The organism is Chelativorans sp., assembly GCF_031180965.1.
In the GTDB taxonomy this organism is placed as follows: domain Bacteria; phylum Pseudomonadota; class Alphaproteobacteria; order Rhizobiales; family Rhizobiaceae; genus Chelativorans.
The window spans coordinates 11,465-31,195 of sequence record NZ_JAPSLH010000039.1 but is presented as its reverse complement, the minus strand read 5'-3'; the positions used below and the strand labels follow the sequence as shown (position 1 = coordinate 31,195).

The 19,731-nt window shown below is 65.5% G+C and carries 15 protein-coding genes; 5 read left to right on the top strand and 10 right to left on the bottom strand.

Annotation, left to right across the window (positions count from 1 at the left end; translation table 11 throughout):
- The 5 genes from RIN79_RS20145 to RIN79_RS20125 form a co-directional block, all read left to right on the top strand.
- Positions 1 to 565 (top strand): substrate-binding domain-containing protein (locus RIN79_RS20145; RefSeq protein ID WP_309086496.1); only part of this gene is annotated, 565 nt, incomplete at its 5' end.
- A 71-nt stretch (positions 566 to 636) separates the two neighbouring features.
- On the top strand, positions 637 to 1,809 hold the full coding sequence (locus RIN79_RS20140) for an ABC transporter permease (RefSeq protein WP_309086495.1): 1,173 nt from the start codon (positions 637 to 639) through the stop codon (positions 1,807 to 1,809).
- Complete coding sequence (locus RIN79_RS20135; RefSeq protein ID WP_309086494.1) at positions 1,806 to 3,308, top strand: sugar ABC transporter ATP-binding protein; 1,503 nt, start codon at positions 1,806 to 1,808, stop codon at positions 3,306 to 3,308. Before RIN79_RS20140 ends, RIN79_RS20135 begins: the two co-directional genes overlap by 4 nt.
- A complete protein-coding gene (locus RIN79_RS20130) occupies positions 3,305 to 4,309 on the top strand; it encodes an ABC transporter permease (RefSeq protein ID WP_309086493.1) in 1,005 nt (334 codons plus the stop codon). Before RIN79_RS20135 ends, RIN79_RS20130 begins: the two co-directional genes overlap by 4 nt.
- 105 nt (positions 4,310 to 4,414) lie before the next feature.
- On the top strand, positions 4,415 to 6,043 hold the full coding sequence (locus RIN79_RS20125) for an MFS transporter (protein WP_309086492.1): 1,629 nt from the start codon (positions 4,415 to 4,417) through the stop codon (positions 6,041 to 6,043).
- A gap of 38 nt (positions 6,044 to 6,081) precedes the next feature.
- Here RIN79_RS20125 and RIN79_RS20120 read toward each other — a convergent pair whose 3' ends face one another.
- The 10 genes from RIN79_RS20120 to argH form a co-directional block, all read right to left on the bottom strand.
- Positions 6,082 to 7,362 carry an amidohydrolase family protein gene (locus RIN79_RS20120; RefSeq protein ID WP_309086491.1) on the bottom strand — a complete coding sequence of 427 codons (1,281 nt, stop codon included), beginning with the start codon at positions 7,360 to 7,362 and terminating at the stop codon, positions 6,082 to 6,084.
- Positions 7,359 to 8,300 (bottom strand): ABC transporter permease, encoded by a 942-nt coding sequence (locus RIN79_RS20115; protein WP_309086490.1) that lies wholly within the window; start codon positions 8,298 to 8,300, stop codon positions 7,359 to 7,361. The genes RIN79_RS20120 and RIN79_RS20115 overlap by 4 nt, the downstream gene beginning before the upstream one ends.
- Positions 8,300 to 9,349 carry an ABC transporter permease gene (locus RIN79_RS20110; protein WP_309086489.1) on the bottom strand — a complete coding sequence of 350 codons (1,050 nt, stop codon included), beginning with the start codon at positions 9,347 to 9,349 and terminating at the stop codon, positions 8,300 to 8,302. The genes RIN79_RS20115 and RIN79_RS20110 overlap by 1 nt, the downstream gene beginning before the upstream one ends.
- Positions 9,350 to 9,370: 21 nt before the next feature.
- Positions 9,371 to 10,906, bottom strand: a complete 1,536-nt coding sequence (locus RIN79_RS20105; protein ID WP_309086488.1) for an ABC transporter ATP-binding protein — start codon at positions 10,904 to 10,906, stop codon at positions 9,371 to 9,373.
- A gap of 188 nt (positions 10,907 to 11,094) precedes the next feature.
- Positions 11,095 to 12,129 carry a BMP family protein gene (locus RIN79_RS20100; RefSeq protein ID WP_309086487.1) on the bottom strand — a complete coding sequence of 345 codons (1,035 nt, stop codon included), beginning with the start codon at positions 12,127 to 12,129 and terminating at the stop codon, positions 11,095 to 11,097.
- A gap of 190 nt (positions 12,130 to 12,319) precedes the next feature.
- Complete coding sequence (locus RIN79_RS20095) at positions 12,320 to 14,233, bottom strand: ABC transporter ATP-binding protein (RefSeq protein ID WP_309086486.1); 1,914 nt, start codon at positions 14,231 to 14,233, stop codon at positions 12,320 to 12,322.
- Positions 14,233 to 16,104, bottom strand: a complete 1,872-nt coding sequence (locus RIN79_RS20090) for an ABC transporter ATP-binding protein (RefSeq protein ID WP_309086485.1) — start codon at positions 16,102 to 16,104, stop codon at positions 14,233 to 14,235. The genes RIN79_RS20095 and RIN79_RS20090 overlap by 1 nt, the downstream gene beginning before the upstream one ends.
- Before the next feature lie 137 nt (positions 16,105 to 16,241).
- Positions 16,242 to 17,150 carry a sugar kinase gene (locus RIN79_RS20085; protein WP_309086484.1) on the bottom strand — a complete coding sequence of 303 codons (909 nt, stop codon included), beginning with the start codon at positions 17,148 to 17,150 and terminating at the stop codon, positions 16,242 to 16,244.
- Positions 17,147 to 18,220 carry a sn-glycerol-3-phosphate ABC transporter ATP-binding protein UgpC gene (locus tag RIN79_RS20080; protein ID WP_309086483.1) on the bottom strand — a complete coding sequence of 358 codons (1,074 nt, stop codon included), beginning with the start codon at positions 18,218 to 18,220 and terminating at the stop codon, positions 17,147 to 17,149. Before RIN79_RS20080 ends, RIN79_RS20085 begins: the two co-directional genes overlap by 4 nt.
- Positions 18,220 to 19,731, bottom strand: coding sequence for an argininosuccinate lyase (gene argH, locus RIN79_RS20075; RefSeq protein WP_309086482.1), 1,512 nt, complete (start codon positions 19,729 to 19,731; stop codon positions 18,220 to 18,222). The genes RIN79_RS20080 and argH overlap by 1 nt, the downstream gene beginning before the upstream one ends.

The following is a 19,731-nucleotide window of genomic DNA, read 5'->3' as shown; positions in this document are numbered from 1 at the left end:
GACCGGCGAGAAGCTGACGCCGCTGATCATGGTCGGCGATCTCGGCGATCCGAACGCCGTCGGCCGCAAGGCCGGCTTCTATGACGTGATCAACGCCAACCCAGACCTCTTCAACCAGCCGGTCGAGGTGGCGACGGAGTGGGACGCGGCCACGGCGCTCGCCAATCTCGAGGCGGCGGTCACCGCGAACCCGAATGTCGACTTCCTCTTCACCTCGTCCGACTTCCTCTTCCCGACCATCCGCTCGGTGCTGGAGCCGCGCGGCAAGTGGAAGAAGGCCGGCGAGGAAGGCCACGTCATCATGGGCGGGCTCGACGGCGACGCCACGGCATGCCAGCTCATCAAGGACGGCTTTGTCGACGCCACCGGCGTGCAGGACCTCTATTTCGAAGCCGACTCGGCTCTGAAAGCCATCCTCGAGGCTTCCGAGAAGGGCGAAGCCCAGCCCAACCAGGTGATCCAGGATTCCGGCTTTGCGCTGACCAGGGCCAATCTGGCCGAGCGCGAGATGGACATGTGGGGCTGCGTCCTCCTCTCGCAGGGCTTCCTCGAGAAGAAGAGCTGAGCCCTTCCAGCGTCCGGCCATGAGCCGGACGCTTTTTCCCCTGCGAGCGCGGCGCCACTTTCCGGATCGGCATGAAGAGCGTTTCCATCGACAGCGACATTGTGCGGGCGGAGGAGTCCAGCGGGCGCCGCGGCCTGCGCGGGAGCCTCGCGCGCCTCGCCTCGCGGCTGCTGCTGTCGGACTATTTCGTCTTCTATCTCACCGTCGCCTATTTCATCCTCCTCCTGCCCTTTCTGCCGACGCTCTCAAACCCGGCGAACCTCTCCAACATCCTTTCCAACACCTGGCCGCTGCTCGTCGTGGCGATCGGCCAGACATTCGTGCTCACCATCGCCGGCATCGACCTTTCGCAAGGCTCCGTCGTCGGGCTTTCGAGCACGGTGGGCGGGATCCTCATCGCCACGGCGGCGACTGACACGGTGCTCGGCAATGCGCCGGTCTGGGGTCTTCTCATCGGCGAAGGCGGCGGGGCGCTGGCCGGCCTGCCCGGCTCCATCTATTTGGGCATAGCGGCGATGCTGATGATCGGCATTCTCATCGGCAGCATCAATGGCGCGGCGATCGCCTATCTCAAGATGCCGCCCTTCATGGTGACGCTCGTCAGCATGATCGTCTTTTCGGCCCTTGCCATCTATCTCACGCAATCGGAAAATGTGAGCAACCTGCCCGATGGTTTCGTGGCCCTCGGCAAGGGCGACATCGTCTCCGTCTATCTGGGCGCGAAGGAGACGGCCAATATCCCGCGCCGGCAGATCTATTCGCTCGTCACCTATCCGATGGTGATCGCCATCGTCACCGCGCTCGCCGCCCACGTGCTTTTGAGCTTCACCGTCTTCGGCCGCTATGTCTACGCGGTCGGCCGCAACCGGGATGCGGCGGAGATCTCCGGCGTGCCTGTAAAGCGTGTGATCATGCTCGTCTTCGTCATCTCCGCCGTCTGCGCCACCATCGGCTCGATCCTCTATTCGGCGCGGCTGGAGGCCGGGCGGCCGACGCTCGGCGAAGGCAATTTCCTCCTCGACGTCATCGGCGCCACCGTGATCGGCGGCACCAGTCTGTTCGGCGGCAAGGGCAAGATCATCTGGACCTTCTTCGGCGTTCTCTTCTTCGTGCTCCTGTCGAACTCGCTCAATCTGATGAACCTTTCCTCCTTCCATATCGATATGGTGAAGGGCGCGGTGATCCTTGCCGCCGCCCTGCTGGACGTCGCGCGCACACGGCTGATGCAGGGGCGGCTGGCATGAGCGCGATCCTGGAGATCGACCGCATCGAGAAGTCGTTCTTCGGCATCCATGCGCTGAAGCCCGTCACCTTCAACGTGGAAAGAGGCGCGGTGATCGGCCTGATCGGCGAGAATGGCGCAGGCAAATCGACGCTGATGAACATCATCGGCGGCGTCGTCTCTCCCTCCGGCGGCTCGATGCGCTTCAAGGGCGAGCCCTATTCGCCGCGCAGCGCCGCCGACGCGGCGAGGGCGGGCATCGCCTTCATCCACCAGGAGCTGAACCTCTTCGGCAATCTTTCCGTGGGGGAGAACATCTTCGTCGACGGCTATCCCAAGCGCTACGGCCTGATCGATCGCGCGGCGATCACCAGGCGCACACGGGAAATCCTCGGCATCCTTTCCCTCGACATCTCTCCCGGCACGCCGGTGGGCACCCTCTCGCCGGGAGAGCGGCAGCTGGTCGAGATCGCCAAGGCGCTGCATCTGGATGCCGAGCTCGTCATCTTCGACGAGCCGACGACTTCGCTCACCCCGCGCGAGACGGCACGGCTCTTCGAGGCCATCGACCTGCTGAGGTCCCAGGGCAAGACGATCATCTATATCTCGCACATCCTGGCCGATGTGGCGCGGCTGAGCGACACGATCCTGGTCCTCCGCGACGGCACGCTGGTGGCCACCCGGCAGGCCGACAGGATCTCCATTCCCGATATGATCTCCCTCATGATCGGGCGCAATCTCGAAGCGCTCTTCCCGAGCCGCCTGTCCGTGCCCGGCGAGGAGATCGTCTTCCGCATCCGCGGCATCTCCAAGGCGGGCATCCTGGAGAATGTCTCTCTGGAGGTCCGCCGCGGCGAGATCCTCGGCCTGTTCGGCCTGATGGGTTCGGGGCGCACCGAGCTCGCGCGGATGATCTTCGGTCTCGACCGGGTCTCGCGCGGGGAGATCGAGGTCGACGGCCAGCCGATCGATCTCTCGTCCAGCGTGCGCAGCCGCATCCGCTCCGGCCTTGCCTTCGTGACCGAGAACCGGCGCAGCGAGGGCCTCTTCATGGAGGCGCCGATCGCCGACAATGTCTCCATCGTCTCCCTTGGGCGCTATGCATCCGGCCCCCTGAAGCTGCTGGACGAGGAGCGGGTGTCGGAGGTCGCCTCCCGCATCTGCCAGGACCTGCGCATCAAGGCGGCCGATGCCGACCGCCAGCCGGTGAAATCGCTGAGCGGAGGCAACCAGCAGAAGGTGGTCATCGGCAAGTGGCTGCTCAGCTCGCCCAAGCTCCTGATCCTCGACGAGCCGACCCGCGGCGTCGATGTGGGCGCGAAATACGAGATCTACTCGCTCGTGGACCGCGTGGCGGCCGAGGGCAACGGCATTCTCTTCATCTCCTCCGAGATCGAGGAGCTGATGGGCATGTGCGACCGCATCGCGGTGATGAGCCAGGGCGAGATCACGGCCACTTTCGCAAAACCCTTCACGGACGAAGCGATCCTGAAGGCGGCCTTCCGGGAGCAGGCGGCATGAATGGGGCAAGGCAGACGCTGACGGACCGGATCATCAGGGCTGCCGTGCCGCTCATCTTCCTCGCCGTGCTGCTTGTCTTCGGCGCGATGGAGCCCGGCTATCTCTCCGCGGGCAACCTGACCAACATCGTCAAGCAGGCGGCCTTCATCGGCATTGCCGCGGTGGGGATGGTGTTCGTGCTTCTCACCGCCGGGATCGATCTTTCCGTCGGCTCGGTCATGTATCTCGCGCCGCTTCTCGCCGGGTTCTTCATGCGCGAGACCGGGCTCGGCGTCTTCCCGGGCCTGCTGGTCGCGATCCTCGCCGGAATGGCGATGGGGGCGATCAACGGCTTCTTCATCGTCAGGCTGAAGATCATCCCCTTCATCGTCACGCTGTCGACGCTCTTCTTCTTCCGCGGCGCCGGTACCTTCATGACGAGCTCGCGCCAGTTCGACTTTTCCCGCGACATGCTCGATTTCGGCCTGACCTCGCTCGCCGGGATTCCCCTGCCGATCATCGTGCTCGCCATCGTCGCGGCGGCCGCCCATGTGGTGCTCACGCGCACCACCTTCGGGCGCCAGGTCTATGCCGTGGGGGCGGACGCGGAAGCGGCGCGGAAGGCCGGCATCAATGTCGGCTCCGTGCGCTTCCGCGTCTATGTCATCTCCTCCGCCTGCGCGGCCCTTGCCGGTTTCGTGCTGATCTCGCAGATCGGCCGCCTCGACCAGGCCTTCGGGGAGGGCCGCGAGTTCGATGTCATCGCCGCGGCCGTGCTGGGCGGCGCCAGCCTCTTCGGCGGAATCGGCACGGTCTGGTCGGCGATCGTCGGCGCCACCTTGATCCAGGCGGTAAAGACCGGCCTCGTCTTCAGCGGCATCAATCTTTACCTTCAGCCGATGCTGCAGGGCCTCGTCATCTTCGTCGCGGTGCTGCTAGATACCCTTCGTTCGGGGCGGCTTGCCGAACGCATGCGCCGCACGATCCGCGCCGCAGGTGAACCGGGGCCCGGCCGGAAGTAGCTGCCGCACCGGCGGGGCGTCACGAAACGGAACAAGCCGCATAGCGGCCGGTAGAAATCGGTGTACACTCCCCCGCACCGAAAACGAATCTTCCAAAGGCCGAGCTTGGCTCCCAAGTCTTCCCTGGCGAACCCGTTTCGAAGCCTCGATTTCCGCCTTCTGTGGACCGCCGCCCTCGTTTCCAATCTAGGTGGCCTGATCCAGGGCGTCGGTGCCGGCTGGATGATGGCCACGATCTCCGAGTCCGCCGATATGGTGGCGCTGGTCCAGTCGGCCACCACCCTGCCGATCATGATCTTCTCGCTTGCCGCCGGCGCGCTGGCCGACAATCTCGACCGGCGCCGCGTCATGCTGACGGCGCAGATCCTCATGATGGTGGTCTCCGTGGCGCTGGCCGCCTTCGCCTTCATGAATGTCATGACGCCGTGGCTGCTGCTTGCCTTCACCTTCCTCATCGGCTGCGGCACGGCGCTGCACAATCCGTCCTGGCAGGCCTCGATGGGGGACATCGTCCCCCGCGCGGACATACCCGCCGCGGTGACGCTGAACAGCATGGCGTTCAACCTGATGCGCAGCGTCGGCCCGGCCCTCGGCGGTGTCGTGGTCGCCGCTGCCGGCGCGGCCTTCGCCTTCGCCATCAACGCGGTGAGCTATCTGCCGATCATCCTGGCGCTCGCGCGCTGGAAGCACCGCCGCCTCCCCACCGGCCTTCCGCGCGAGGCGTTCGGGCACGCGATCTCGGCGGGGCTGCGCTATGTCGCCATGTCCCCGAACCTCATCAAGGTCATCTGCCGCGCCTTCGTCTTCGGCCTCGGCGCGGTGGCGATCCTGGCGCTCCTGCCGCTGGTCGCGCGCGATCTCATCGGCGGCGGCGCCATGACCTATGGCCTGCTTCTCGGCAGTTTCGGCGTCGGCGCCATCGGCGGCGCGCTGATCAACACGCGCGTCCGGGAATCCTTCAGCAACGAGACGATCGCAAAAGGCGCCTTTCTGGGCTTCGCATTCAGTGCCGTGCTTCTGGCGCTGAGCCGGCAGACCTGGCTCAGCTGCCTTTCCCTGCTTCCCGCGGGGGCCTGCTGGGTGCTCGCGCTGTCCATGTTCAACGTCTCGGTGCAGCTCTCGACCCCCCGCTGGGTGGTCGGGCGCGCCTTGTCGATTTACCAGACCGCGACCTTCGGCGGCATGGCGCTGGGGAGCTGGCTATGGGGAATTGCCGCCGAAATGGAGACGCCGACCGCGGCGCTGATCGGCTCAGGCGTGGCGCTTATGGTCGGCGCAGCCATTGGCCTGCGCTTTGCCCTGCCTGAATTCGCCACGGTCGATCTCGACCCGCTCGGCCAGTTCAAGGAGCCCGCATTGCGGCTGGACCTGAAGGCGCGCAGCGGGCCCATCATGATCATGGTCGACTACGAGATTGCCCAGGAGGACGTGCCGGCCTTCCTGGCCGCCATGGCCGAGCGCCGCCGCATCCGCATCCGCGACGGCGCACGCCAATGGGCGCTGCTGCGCGACCTGGAAAACCCCAATATCTGGTCCGAGACCTATCACGTGCCGACCTGGGTGGAATATGTCCGCCACAATATGCGCCGCACCAAGGCGGATGCCGAGATTACCGACAGGCTGCGCAATCTGCATCGCGGCAAGGAGCCGCCCCGGGTGCATCGCATGATCGAGCGGCAGACCGTTCCCATCCACGACGACATGCCGATCAAGGAATATCCGGAAGTGCATTGAACGAGGCGTAGCCTGCCCGGCGCGCCTGCCCTGCTGGCTCAGCCCGGCCTGTGCCGCCTCTCGACCGTTTCCGGCCTGCCCTCGATGGATAGCCGGGTCGCACGCTTCTCGCGCTCGGCGACCACTTTACCCCGAGCAATGACGCAGAGCCTTTCGGCGCGCAGCCGGATCGCCTCCACGGGATCGCCGGCATCGAGCACCACGAGGCTCGCCTTCCTGCCGACTTCCAGCCCGTAGTCTGAAAGACCCATGATGGCCGCGCTCTCGGTGGTGACCATGTCGAAGCAGCGGCGCATGTCGGCCGGGCTCGTCATCTGCGCCACGTGCAGGCCCATGAAGGCGACGTCCAGCATGTCGGCAGTGCCCAGCGAATACCAGGGATCGAGCACGCAATCCTGCCCGAAGCCGACACGGATGCCGGCCTTCAGCATCTCCGGCACGCGCGTGAGGCCGCGCCGCTTCGGATAGGTGTCGTGCCTGCCCTGCAGGACGATGTTGATGAGCGGGTTAGGGATGGCCGCAACCTGAGCCTCCGCCATCAGCGGCAGGAGTTTCGAGACGTAGTAATTGTCCATCGAATGCATGGAGGTGAGGTGCGAGCCGGCGACGCGGCCCTGCAGCCCCAGCCGCTGCGTCTCGTAGGCAAGCTGCTCGATGTGCCGCGACAAGGGATCGTCCGTCTCGTCGCAGTGCATGTCGACCATCAGGCCTCGGCTCGCGGCGATCTCGCATAGCTCGGTGACGGAGCGGCGGCCGTCCTCCATGGTGCGCTCGAAATGCGGGATGCCGCCCACGACATCCACGCCCATCTCGAGCGCGCGTATCGTGTTCTCCCGCGCCGTCGGGTCGCGGTAGAATCCATCCTGAGGGAAGGCGACGAGCTGCAGGTCGAGATAGGGCGCCACCTCCCGTTTCACCTCCAGGAGCGCTTCGACCGCGAGCAGGCGGTCGTCGCAGGTGTCCACATGAGTGCGGATGGCGAGCAGCCCCATGGAGACCGCCCAGTCGCAGTAACGGAGCGCCCGCTCCTTCACCGCTTGGTGGGTGAGGAGGGGCTTCAACTCGCCCCAGAGCGCGATGCCTTCGAGCAGCGTGCCGGAGGCGTTGATGCGCGGGATGCCGTAGGAGAGCGTCGCATCCATATGGAAGTGCGGATCGACGAAAGGCGGCGAGACCAGATTGCCGCTGGCATCGACGGTGCGTCCTGCTTCCGCCTGGAGGTTCGGCTCGATGGCGCCGATCGTGCCGCCCGCAATCCCGATATCGGCCGTTCTTCCGTCGGGCAGCGTTCCGCCTTTGACAATCAGGTCAAAACTCATCTCTCGCCTTTCTGATAGGGGATCATCAGCGCCTTGGGGTAGGTGGCGCGCCGCGCCACCAGCACCAGCGCCAGGATCGACAGCACATAGGGCATCATCAGGAAGATCTGGTAGGGCACCATGCCGCCGGTGAGCTGCTGCAGCCGCACCTGGTAGGCGTCGAAGGCGGCGAAGAGGACGGCGCCGAGAAGCGCCTTGCCCGGCCGCCACGAGCCGAAGACAACGAGGGCGATGCAGATCCAGCCGCGGCCGGCGATCATCTGGAAGAAGAATGAGTTGAAGGCCGACATGGTGAGGAACGCGCCGCCGACGGCCATCAGCGCGCTTCCCGCCATCACCGCGCCCATGCGGATACCGGTGACGCTTAAGCCCTGCGCCTCGACGGCGGCGGGGTTCTCGCCCGCTGCCCTGACGGCAAGCCCGAGCGGTGTGCGGTAGAGCACCCAGGCCGTGAGCGCCACGGCGATGAAGGCGAGATAGGTGAGCGGCGTCTGGTTGAAGAGCGCGGGGCCGACGAGCGGAATCTCAGACAGAAGCGGAATGGGCAGCGGCTGGAACGGCTCGATCTTGGGCGGCGAGGTCACCTCCGGCAGAACGATGCGGTAGGTGAAATAGGTGAGGCTCGTCGCAAGCAGCGTGATGCCGATCCCCACCACATGCTGCGACAGGCCAAGCGGCACCGTGAGCGCGGCATGAAGCAGCCCGAAAAGCGCGCCGACCATCGCCGCAACCGCCACGCCCGTCCAGAGGTCCCCGCCGGCATAGACGGTGAGCCAGCCGGCGAAGGCGCCGGCCGTCATGATGCCTTCGATGCCGAGATTGAGCACGCCCGCCCGCTCGCAGACCAGTTCGCCCATGGTGGCGAAGATGAGCGGCGAGGCGATGCGGATCGCCGCGACCCAGAACGAGGCGGTGAGGAGGATCTCAAAGGCTTCCATCAGCGCCACCTCACCTTGAACCGCATCAGCATGATGGCCACGACCATCGTCAGGAGCGCGGTCGCCACCATCACTTCGGCGATATAGCTCGGCACGCCCGCCGTGCGGCTCATCGCATCGGCGCCGACGAAGATCGCGGCGACGAAGATGGCCGAGGCCACCACGCCGAGCGGGTTGAGCATTGCAAGCATCGCCACGACGATGCCCGTATAGCCGTAGCCCGGCGACAGATCGAGGGTGAGGTTGCCCTTGAGGCCGGCCACCTCGGAAAAGCCCGCCAGCGCCGCGATGCCGCCGGAAAGAAGCGCCGTCTTCATCAGTACGGAGTTGACCGGAATGCCGGCAAAGCGCGCCGCTTCGGGATTGTGGCCCACGGCGCGCATCTCGTAGCCGAGCGTGGTCTTCTTCATGACGACCCAGACGATGGCCGCCGCCAGGATGGCGATGAGGAAGCCCAGATGCAGCCGCTTGCCCTGGATGAGCCGGGGCAGCTGCGCATCGGCCACGACCCGCTGCGACTGCGGCCAGCCCAGCCCCATTGGATCTTTCAAAACGCCTTCGAGCAGCATGGAGACGAAAAGCAGCACAATGAAATTCAGAAGCAGCGTCGTGACCACCTCGTCCACGCCGAAGCGGGTCTTGAGCAGCGCCGGCCCCAGAAGAAGAAGCGCGCCGGCGGCCATCGCCGCGATCATGATGACGGGGATGAGGATGGGCGCCGGCAGCGGCAGCGCGCCGGTTCCCAGCACCACTGTGACCACCGCGCCGGCATAGAGCTGCGCCTCCGCGCCGATGTTCCAGAGCTTGGCGCGGAAGGCGACGGCGACCGCCAGACCCGTGAAGATCAGCGGCGTGGCGCGCGTGAGCGTCTCCAGGAGGGCAAATTGAGAGCCGGCGGCGCCCTTCGCCACGAGCGCAAAGACGGAAAAGGGCGAAGCCCCGGCGGCGAGCACCAGGAGCGAGCTCGAAAGCAGCGTGACAAGCACAGCGCCCGCCGGATAGGCCAGCGTCGCCGCGAGTGAGGGAGCTGGCTTGGCCTCAAGGCGCATGAGGGCAGATCTCCCGAGCCATCACGCCGCCGCCTCCAGGCCTTGCCCCGCCATCATTTCCCCGAGTTCCTGGATGGAGCGGGCGCCGCGCGGCGACGGCGGGGAAATGCGGCCCTTGAACATGACGCACACCTCGTCCGACAAAGCGAGGATCTCGTCCAAGTCCTCGGAGATGAGCAGCACCGCCGCCCCCTTCTGCCGCGCCTCCAGAAGCCGCCTATGCACATAGGCCACCGCGCCGACATCGAGCCCGCGGGTCGGCTGGTTGGCAAGGATGATCACCGGATCGGGATCGAGCGCGCGGCCGAGGATGAGCTTCTGCATGTTGCCGCCGGACAGCAGACGGATGCGCGCCTCCGGCGAAGGGCATTTCACGTCATAGTCGCGGATAAGCTCTTCCGCGAAGGCCCGCGCGGCCTTCCAGTCGATGAAGCCGCGGCGGCTGAACCGCCGATCTCGGTAGCGCTCGGATATCACATTCTCCGTCACGCTCATGTCGCCGATCGTGCCGACCGCGTGCCTGTCTTCCGGGATGCGCGCGATGCCCTGCGCCAGCGCCGCGCGCGGCGACCAGCCGGAGACGGGCTCGCCGGCGACGCGCATCGTGCCGGAAACGGGCCGTTCCGTGCCCGCGATCAGCGCGGCGAGTGCGGATTGCCCATTGCCGGAAACGCCGGCAAGGCCGGTGATGACGCCCGCATGTAGCGCGAGCGTCGCCTGGTCGAGCCTGCTGCCGGAAGCGCTTGGGGCGGTGGAGACGCTTTCCAGCACGAGAAGCGCCTCGCCACGCTTGGCAGGCGCCACGGAAGGAGCGGCGACCTCCTGCCCCACCATGAGCGCGGCCAGTTCCTTCCGCGTCGTCTCAGCGGTGCGGCGTTCGCCCACGAGCCTGCCGCCGCGCAGCACCAGCACGCGGTCGCTCACCGCCATGACCTCGCCGAGCTTGTGCGAGATGAAGATGATGGAAAGGCCCTTTCCCACCAGCATCTTCAGCGTGCGGAACAGCGCCTCGGTCTCGGGCGGCGTGAGCACGGCCGTCGGCTCGTCGAGGATGAGGATGCGCGCATCGCGATAGAGCGCCTTGAGGATTTCCACGCGCTGCCGCTCGCCCACGGAAAGGGCGGAGACCGGACGGTCCGGATCGACCGCTAGGCCGAAATCCTGGGAGAGCTGTGCGATCCGTTTGCGCGCTGCCGCGCGGTTGAAGCGCAGGGACCACGGGCTTTGCGTGCCGAGCGCGATGTTTTCCACCACGGTCATATTGTCGGCGAGGGTAAAGTGCTGGTGGACCATGCCGATGCCGGCATCGAGCGCCGCACGCGGATCGCCCGCCGGAAGCAGCTCGTCGAAGGCCTCCACCGTGCCCTCGTCCGCCACATAGTGGCCGAAGAGGATGTTCATCAGCGTCGTCTTGCCGGCGCCGTTCTCGCCAAGAAGGGCCACCACCTCGCCCTTGCCGAGCTCCAGGCTGATCGCGTCATTGGCGACGAGCGTGCCGAAGCGCTTGGTGATGCCGGAGAGGCGCAGGACGATGGGACTATCGGTCGTGTCGGGCATGAGAGTCGCTGGGTTGTGCACAGCGCCTTACCTTTCCCTCGGCGGAAGGACAATCGCGTTTAGCTCAAGAATGCGCACTCGCCGGCTTCCCCGGCTCAAGCCCGGGTCGCCACTCGCCGTGTCGTGGTGGAGAGGCGTTAGAGAGAAGGGGCGCGATGCAATCACGCGCCCCAAAAGGGGGAGCGTCGTCAGCTCGATTTTGGTTCGGCGTCGTTGATCTCGACGGTGAAGCTGCCGGCCTTGATGGCCGCTTCCCGCTCGGCCACGAGCTTCATCGCCTCCTCCGGCACCTTGCCCTCGAAGCTGCCGAGCGGCGAGACCGAGCAGCCACCCTCCTTCATGAAGGAATACACTCCATAGTCGGCTGCCTTGAAGGTTCCCGCCTTCACCTCGGCAATGGCGTGGTCCAGCGTCGGCTCGAAATGCCAGAGCGCTGAGACCACCACCGTTTCGGGATAATCCGCCTGCGTGTCGATGACATTGCCGATCGCCAGCACATTCCGCTCCTTGGCGGCGTCGGAGACGCCGAAGCGCTCGGCATACATGATGTCCGCGCCGGCATCGATCTGCGCGAAGGCAGTCTCCTTGGCCTTCGGCGGATCGAACCAGGAGCCGATGAAGGCCACCTGGAACTTCGTCTCGGGCGCGGTCTCCTTCACTCCGGCCATGAAAGCGTTCATCAGCCGGTTGACCTCGGGGATGGGGTAGCCGCCGACCATGCCGATATTCTTCGACTTCGTCATCGCGCCGGCGATAATGCCAGTGAGATAGGAAGCGTCCTGGATGTAGTTGTCGAAGACAGCGAAATTCGGCACCGCCGCGTCTTCCTTGAAGCTGGACCCCATCAGGAAAGCCACATCCGGGTAATCCCGCGCCACCGAGCGCGCGGCTTCCTCGACGCCGAACACTTCGCCCAGGATCAGCTTGTGCCCCGCCTCGCAATATTCGCGCATCACGCGTTCGTAGTCGTTGTTGGACGTGTTCTCCGAGAACACATATTCGATATCACCGCGCTCCTTGGCGGTGTTCGCCGCCTTGTGGATGCGGCTCACCCATTGCTGCTCCACGGGCACGGTGTAGACGGCGGCAACCTTGATGGGCTCCTGCGCGAGGAGGCGGTTTGGAAGCCCCGCGCCTGCGGCAAGCGCGGCCGTGGCGCCCGCTCCCTTCAAAAGCCCGCGGCGGCTGAGCGGAAGAAACGGATTCATTCTGTCGATCGGCATGTGTTCACCCCTGGTTGGCACGAGCGGTTTTGAAAAAGCCCGCATTTTTTATCGTTTGGTCAAAGCTAAGCGAAAATGCGGGGTTGGGCAATGCGGGAAGCAGCGTCGGAAACGGCGGCGAATTCGGGATAGAGAAATGCAATCGCGAAGCAGACGGAGTGGGGATCGAACCGCCCGATACGGCTGATCATCACGTCCTCGAACCGTTCTGCACCGACGCCTCCAGCACCTCTTCCGGAATGTCATCGAAGGAAGCGTAGTTGAGGTTGTAGAGCTTCGAATAAAGGCCGCCCTTGGCCATCAGCTGTGCGTGATTGCCGGTTTCGATGATCCGCCCGTTCTGCAGCACTATGATGCGGTCGGCGCCGCGGATCGTGGCGAGGCGGTGGGCGATCACCAGCCCGGTGCGGCCCTCCAGGAGCTTCACCAGCGCCCTCTGGATCAGCATTTCCGTATAGCTGTCGATATTCGCCGTGGCCTCGTCCAGAACGAGGATCTTCGCGTCCGCCACGAGCGCCCGCGCAAAGCTTATGAGCTGGCGCTGGCCGAGCGAAAGATTGCCGCCGCGCTCCCCGAGGTCGGCGTCATAGCCGCCGGCAAGGCTCATGATGAAGTCATGCGCACCGACCGCTTTCGCCGCCTCGATGACCTGCTCGCGCGTGGCTTCGGTCTTGTGATAGTGGATGTTCTCGAACACGGTGCCGGTAAAGAGAAACGGCTCCTGCAGCACCATGGCGACCTGCCGCCCGAGGGACTCCTGCGTGAGGTCGCGCACGTCGTAGCCGCCGACGAGCACTTGCCCCTGCTGCACGTCGTAAAAGCGGTGGACCAGCGCCATGGCGCTGGATTTTCCGGAGCCGGTCGGGCCGACAAGCGCGACGGTCTCGCCCGGATTCACCTTGAAGGAGACATCCTTCAGCACCGGGTGCTTCGGACTATAGCCGAAGGTGACGTTTTTGAACTCGACCGAGCCGTCCATGTCCGGCGACAGCACCTTGGCGTCCGGCTTGTCCTCAACGTCGATCCTGACATCCAGCACGTCGGTGAGCCGCTTGCCGGACGCCATGGCGCGCTGCATGACCGAATACTGCAGTGTGAGCGATCGGATCGGATCGAAGAAGCGCTGGATGTAGAACAGGAAGGCGACCATCACGCCGATGTCCAGCCCCCCGTTCATCACCATGGAGCCGCCGACAACGATCACGACGGCCATCGCGATGCCGGTTAACGTGTCGACGATCGGCACCATGACCTGGGCGTATTTTGCCGCCGTCAGATGCGTTTTCAGGTTCGCATGTGCCTTGTCGTCATAGAGGACGAAGTTCACCTGCTGCCGGTCCATGGACTGCACGGCACGCACGCCGTGGATGGCCTCGGCGAGCGCTCCATTGGCGACGGAATTGGTCTCATGCGCGGCCATGAAGGCGTCGCGTGCGCGCGGCAGCCAGAACAGCCGCACGATGAAGAGGATTGGCAGGACGGCGAGCGTCAGCAGGCCGAGGCGGAAGTCCAGCCACAGCATGACGAAGACGATGCCGAAGAGCAGCGCTATGTCGCCCACCGAAAGGACCGAGGTTTCCAGAAACTCCTGCATGGAATTGACGTCGCCTTGCAGGCGCGACATCAGCCGGCCGACCTCGGTCTTGTCCATGAAGGAGAGCGAGACCTTCTGCAGGTGGCCGAACATGGCGCGGCGGATATCGAAGAGCACGTTCTCGGCCATCTTGCCGACCACGATCTCCTGCGTGTAGCTCGCGGCATAGTTGATCAGGATGGCCAGCAGGAAGGCGCCGGCCGCAAGAAGCAGCGCCGTGCGGTCGACCATGCCGGGCGTCATGCCGTGGTCGATCGCGTAGCGGATGATGAGCGGGATCACGAGCTGCGTGCCGGTGAAGACCAGCACCGCCGCCACGGAGACAATCACCTTCGCGCGGTAAGGCTTCACGAAAGCCCAGATGCGCTTGACGATATTGCTGTCGAATGCCTTGCCGAACATCTCCTCTTCGATGCGGTGCGAGCCCACCACGGCGCGCGGGGGGCGGCCCCCGTCATCGCGCACATCGTTGCGTTCGGCTTCCATCTCGCCGGCATGTCCCTGCGCCATCAGCCGGCACTCCCGTCTTCGTCGCTCGGGATCTGGTCGCCCGGCCGCACCTGCAGCTCGTATAGGGCCTTGTAGCGGCCTCCCTTCGCCAGGAGCTCCTCATGCCTCCCCCGCTCGACAATCTCGCCATTCTCGAGGAACAGGATCTGGTCCGCATGCATGAGCGAGCTCAGCCGGTGGGCGATGACGATCGTCACCCGGTCCTTGGCGAAGCGCCGCATGGCCACGCGGATGCGCTGCTCGGTGGCGGCGTCGATGGCCGCGGTGGAATCGTCGAAGACGATGACCGAGGGTTTGAGCATCATGGTGCGGGCGATCGTGAGGCGCTGCCGCTGGCCGCCCGAGAGGGACACGCCGCGCTCTCCCACCACCGTCTGGTAGCCGGTGGGCAGGCCGAGCACATAATTGTGCAGCTGCGCGGATTCGCTGGCACGCTCGATGCGGCTCTCCTTCGCCCAGGGATCGCCATAGGCGATGTTGTTCTCGATCGTCGTGGTGAAGAGGAACGCGTCCTGCTGCACCACCGCCACTTCCCGGCGCAGCGAGGCGAGCGTCGCCTTCCTTATGTCCTGGCCGTCGAGCGTGATAGCTCCGCCGGCCACGTCATAGAAGCGCGGGATGAGATGGGCGATGGTCGACTTGCCTGATCCGGGCGGGCCGACAATGCCGACGGTCTCGCCCCTGCGCGCCTCGAAGCTGACATTCCTCAGGATCGGCCGCCCTTCCGCGCCCGGATAGGCGAAGGACACATTCTCGAAGCGCAGCGTGCCCTCACTGATCTCGAGCGGCTTGGCGTCCGGCGCATCCTTGATTTCGATGTCCATGTCGAGCAGGCCGAACAGGCGCGAGCCGCAGGTGGAGGCGCGGGCGAAGGAGTTCACCATCAGCCCGATCTGCCGCACCGGCATCTGCAGGATCGTCATGAAGGTGAGGAAGGTCGTGAGCCTGCCGACGCTGATCTCGCCCGCGATCACCTTGTTGCCGCCGAACAGCAGCACGAGCCCCATGGCGAAGAAGAAGGAAAAGGTCATCGCCGAGGTGTTGCGCACGCGGATGTCGACGCGCTCATGGGCAAGGCCGAGCGCGTTCTTGGAGGCGCGGTCGAATTTGAGCATCTCGTAGGCCTGGCTGGCGAAAGCCCGCACCACGCGGATGCCTCCGAGATTCTCCTCCATAACGCGCGAGAGGACGGAAAGCCGCTCCTGAAGGTCGAGCCAAGTGGCGCGCAGCTTCAGCTGCGTCACGGAGGAGCGCCAGGCGACAAAGGGCACGAAGCTCAGGGCCAACAGGCCGAGCACCAGGTCGGTCGAAATGAGCAGATAGGCGCCGATGCCGATCAGCATGGTGAGCAGCACCATGCGCACCACACCGGTGGAGAAGAACATCCGCACGCCCTCCAGATCGAGCATGCCGATGGTGATGAGGTCGCCCGAATGCACCTGGTCGTGGAAGGAGAAGGAGAGGCGCTGGATCTTCTCGTAGCAGGCGAGCCGCAGCTCGTAGCCGATATGGTGGCCCACCGCTTCGGCGAAGTAGTTCTGCGACATGGTGAAGAGGCCGCGCAGCGTGCTGACGAGGAGCAGCAGCAAGGCGGAGATCCAGAGCGCCTGCTCGGCAATCGCTCCCGCCTCCCCGCCGGCGAAGGCCGCCTGCGTCTGGTCGACCGCGCGGCCGAGCAGCTGAGGGATGAGAAGCTGCAGGGTGGCCGCGATGATGGTGGAGCCGATGGCGAAGGCGACCTGCCACGGGTGCCGCAGATTCATGCGCGTGATGCGCGCCAGCGTGTTGAGGCCTTTGCCCCAGCCGGCCGCCTTCACATGCGCGAGCGAATTGCGAGGCTTCGTCGCGCTGCCAATGGCTTCGCTAGTCACGATCTATTCCAGACTGATTCGCCTATCGCGGCCGCGGCAGCCAGGGCCGGCGGTCAGGATACTTGTCTGGGAATACGGCAATGCTGCGGAGTTTCAAGCGCTTTCGGCCCAATTGTCAGGTTTTTTTGCAAAACCGCTCAACCGGACTGGCCGCTGCCGGTCAGCACGGATGCACCGCCGGCTGCCTGCACCGCCGCCGCCCCCGCATCTATGCCCGCCGCCAGGCAGGCCTCCGGCTCCGCACCGCCGAGCCAGGCATTGATAAAGCCGGCATTCAAGGCGTCGCCCGCCCCCGTCGTATCCACCACCGGCACTTTCCGCGCGGCAAGCGACACCACCTGCCCGTCCATTGACAGCATTCCGCCTTCCGCACCGAGCTTCAGCACCACGATGGGAAAGCGGCTTGCCAGCGCCTGCAGCGCTTCGGATGGGCTCTCCTTTCCCGTCAGCACGCGCGCTTCCTCCATATTCGGCAGGAAAACATCGATGCCGGCACAGCGGTCGAGATAGTGCGGCTCGCGGATCAGCGTTTCGTCCCAGCTGGGATCGAGCGAGACCGTCAGCCCCCGCCCCTTGGCTCGGTCCACCAGGTCGGGGATTTCGACCAGCGTCGCATATTCGGCTATGTGCAGGTGGCGGGACTGGGACCAGGCGAGCGCGGCATCGAGCGTGGCTGGCGCGGCGCTGCCTGCCCGGCGCGAAAGGAACGCCCGCTCCTCGCCTCCGACGATCGCGACCGTCACCTGCGGCCCGGCTTGCGGGTGCCGGTCGAGGAAGCGCAGGTCGATCCCGTGCAGCGCCAGTTCCGGCTCCATCGCGCGGGAGAGCGCATCCGTGCCGTAGCGCGCCAGAAGCGCCGTCGGCCTGCCGAGCGCGGCGCTGTGGGCGGCGGTGATATAGGCGCCGCCGCCGAGCGCAACCGTCATATTCTCGGCGAATATCTCGCGGCCGAGCCGGGGCATGCCGGGAACGCCGGTGAAGACGAGATCGCAGTAGATGCGGCCGAGGCTGAGCACAGCCCCGTTATGCGATGTCTGTGATGTCATAGCCGGCCCAGCGCCCGTTCAGTCTTGGCGTCGAAAAGATAAAGCGAGCCCGGCGCGGCCTGCGCCGTCACCGTGCTGTCCACCGCGGGCACGACCCGCCCAGGCGCCGTGGCAACAACCTCCGTGCCGCCGAGGTCGACATGCACGAGCGTCTCCGACCCGAGCGGCTCCGCCGCGGTAACTGTTCCTGAAAGCGCAAGGCCTCCCTCGCCGTTCCCCTGGCCGATGACCAGATCATGCGGCCGGATCCCGACGAGCACCCCGTCTTGAGAGGTGCTGGGCGCGCCCTGTCCGGGAAGGAGGGAGCCGCCGACCGAAAGTGCCCCGTCCCTTGCCTCCGCCGGCACCAGGTTCATGGCCGGGCTGCCGATGAACCGGGCGGTGAAGACATCCACCGGATTCTCGTAGAGCTCGATGGGCGTGCCCACCTGCAGGATACGCCCATCCCGCATCACCACGATCCGATCGGCCATGGTCATCGCCTCGATCTGGTCGTGAGTCACATAGACCGTGGTGGTGCCCAGGCGCTGGTGCAGCCGCTTGATCTCGATGCGCATCGCCGAGCGAAGCTGGGCGTCAAGGTTGGACAGAGGCTCGTCGAAGAGGAAGGCCGCGGGATCGCGCACCATGGCGCGGCCGATGGCCACGCGCTGGCGCTGCCCTCCCGACAGCGCCGCAGGGCGGCGGTCGAGGAGTTCCTCCAACCGGAGCGTGCGCGCCGCCTCGCGGATGCGCGCCTCCTTCTCCGCCCTGGGCAGCCCGGATGTGTAGAGGCCGAAGCCGATATTCTGGCCCACGGTCATATGCGGGTAGATGGCGTAGTTCTGGAAGACCATTGCTATGTTGCGCTGCTTGGGCTCGCGCTGGTTAACCACCTCGCCCCCGATCCGCAGCACGCCGGCCGAGATGTCCTCAAGCCCGGCGATCATGCGCAGCGTGGTCGACTTGCCGCAGCCGGAGGGGCCGACCAGCACCACGAATTCCCCGTCCCCGATCGTGAGGTCGATCTTCTCGACGGCCGTGACCCTGCCGTAGCGTTTGGTGAGACCTTCCAGTTGAATGCTCGCCATCAGGCCCGCTCCATCAGTGCGGCGAATCGTGCGTCAAGTTCCCGCGCCGCGTTCGCCTTCCGCTCCGCATTGCGCACAGCGTATCTGGCGAAGGCTTCGGCCTCGTGACCATATCCCTTCAGCGCCGCGGCGAGCGGCTCGGGCGCCGGCCCTCCAAAGCGCGTTCGCACCGCGACGAAATGCTCGGGCGAAACCAGCTCGGCGAAGGTCTTCTCGTCGATCTTCGTCTGGCGCCCGGTCGCTTCGGCAAAAGCTTTGGTGAAGGTGGGATAGCCGTCGGCGGAAAGATCGCCGTCCATGGCGACCACCGCGCGCGCCACCGCGGCTGCGATGTCGTGGCCCTCGCGGAAGGAGAGCCCCTCGCGGCGCACGAGACTGTCCGCAAGTTCCGTGACGGTGATGCAGGAGCGGCGGATATTCTGCCCCACGCGGGCAGGATCGATGCGTATCTGCGCGATGAGCGCCGAAAGAAGGTCGAGCACGCGATAGGCGCTGTCGAACGCCTGGTATCCCACGCCCTGCGTCTCGCCCTCGCTGTCATTCATGTCGGTGAAAGGCGTGTTGTGCATGATATCCAGCATCGCCCTTGCGCGCGCAAAAGTCTGGCTCGCCAGGTGCCTCAGATGTTCGATCGGCACCGGATTGCGCTTCTGCGGCATGATGGAGGAGATCTGCACCAGGGCGTTCGGCACATAGACCTGGCCGACCTCGAAGCTCGTCCAGAACTGCAGATCCTGGATCGGCCGTCCCAGATGCAGGAACATCAGCTCCAGCGCGCCATAGGTGGCCGTGGTGTAGTCGACCGCGGCGATGCAGCCGTAGGAGTTCTGCAGCGGGGCCGAAAAGCCGAGAAGCCCTGCTACCCGCGTTCGATCGATGGGAAAGCCCGACGTGGTAATCGCCGCCGCCCCCATGGGCGAAAGGTCGACGATCTCGCGCCCCGCATGCACCCGTTCGATGTCGCGGATCAGCACCTCAACGACCGCAGATAGATAGTGGCCGAAGGTGGTCGGCTGCGCCGGCTGGCCGTGGGTGTAGGCGACGATCAGCGTCTCCTTCTCGCGCTCAGCAGCCTCGATCAGCGCTTCGAGCAGGTTCTGCGCCTTGGCGAGAAGCACGTCGATCCGCTCCTTAAGCGCGAGCTTGAACAGCGTGTGGTCAATGTCGTTGCGCGAACGCGCCGTATGGAGCCGCCCGGCGAGGTCCGGCCCGAGCCGTGCCTTCAGCTCCTTCTCGATCAGGAAGAAGAAGTCCTCGACCTCTCCGGTATAGGTGAGCGAGGCGACATCGACCTCTCGGTCGATATCGACCAGGGCCTTGGCGATGGCCGCAGCCTGCTCGGCATCGAGAATGCCGGTCTCCGCGAGCATCACCAGATGCGCGCGGTCGATGGCACGAAAGCCATCCACGTGATGCGCCTTGGCCCCGTCGAAGAGCGGCTTCAGGACCGTCTCCTTGTAGACCGGGTCCGGGAAAGTGCTTGTGTCTGTCTTGCGCGGATCGTCAGCCAT

What these genes read in the sequence shown, in the direction of transcription:
- argH (WP_309086482.1), bottom strand. Translation starts at nt 19,731, where the DNA reads ATGGCTGACGATCCGCGCAAGACAGACACAAGCACTTTCCCGGACCCG.
- RIN79_RS20140 (WP_309086495.1), top strand. Translation starts at nt 637, where the DNA reads ATGAAGAGCGTTTCCATCGACAGCGACATTGTGCGGGCGGAGGAGTCC.
- RIN79_RS20110 (WP_309086489.1), bottom strand. Translation starts at nt 9,349, where the DNA reads ATGCGCCTTGAGGCCAAGCCAGCTCCCTCACTCGCGGCGACGCTGGCC.
- RIN79_RS20085 (WP_309086484.1), bottom strand. Translation starts at nt 17,150, where the DNA reads ATGACATCACAGACATCGCATAACGGGGCTGTGCTCAGCCTCGGCCGC.
- RIN79_RS20080 (WP_309086483.1), bottom strand. Translation starts at nt 18,220, where the DNA reads ATGGCGAGCATTCAACTGGAAGGTCTCACCAAACGCTACGGCAGGGTC.
- RIN79_RS20135 (WP_309086494.1), top strand. Translation starts at nt 1,806, where the DNA reads ATGAGCGCGATCCTGGAGATCGACCGCATCGAGAAGTCGTTCTTCGGC.
- RIN79_RS20100 (WP_309086487.1), bottom strand. Translation starts at nt 12,129, where the DNA reads ATGCCGATCGACAGAATGAATCCGTTTCTTCCGCTCAGCCGCCGCGGG.
- RIN79_RS20095 (WP_309086486.1), bottom strand. Translation starts at nt 14,233, where the DNA reads ATGGCGCAGGGACATGCCGGCGAGATGGAAGCCGAACGCAACGATGTG.
- RIN79_RS20115 (WP_309086490.1), bottom strand. Translation starts at nt 8,300, where the DNA reads ATGGAAGCCTTTGAGATCCTCCTCACCGCCTCGTTCTGGGTCGCGGCG.
- RIN79_RS20130 (WP_309086493.1), top strand. Translation starts at nt 3,305, where the DNA reads ATGAATGGGGCAAGGCAGACGCTGACGGACCGGATCATCAGGGCTGCC.
- RIN79_RS20120 (WP_309086491.1), bottom strand. Translation starts at nt 7,362, where the DNA reads ATGAGTTTTGACCTGATTGTCAAAGGCGGAACGCTGCCCGACGGAAGA.
- RIN79_RS20105 (WP_309086488.1), bottom strand. Translation starts at nt 10,906, where the DNA reads ATGCCCGACACGACCGATAGTCCCATCGTCCTGCGCCTCTCCGGCATC.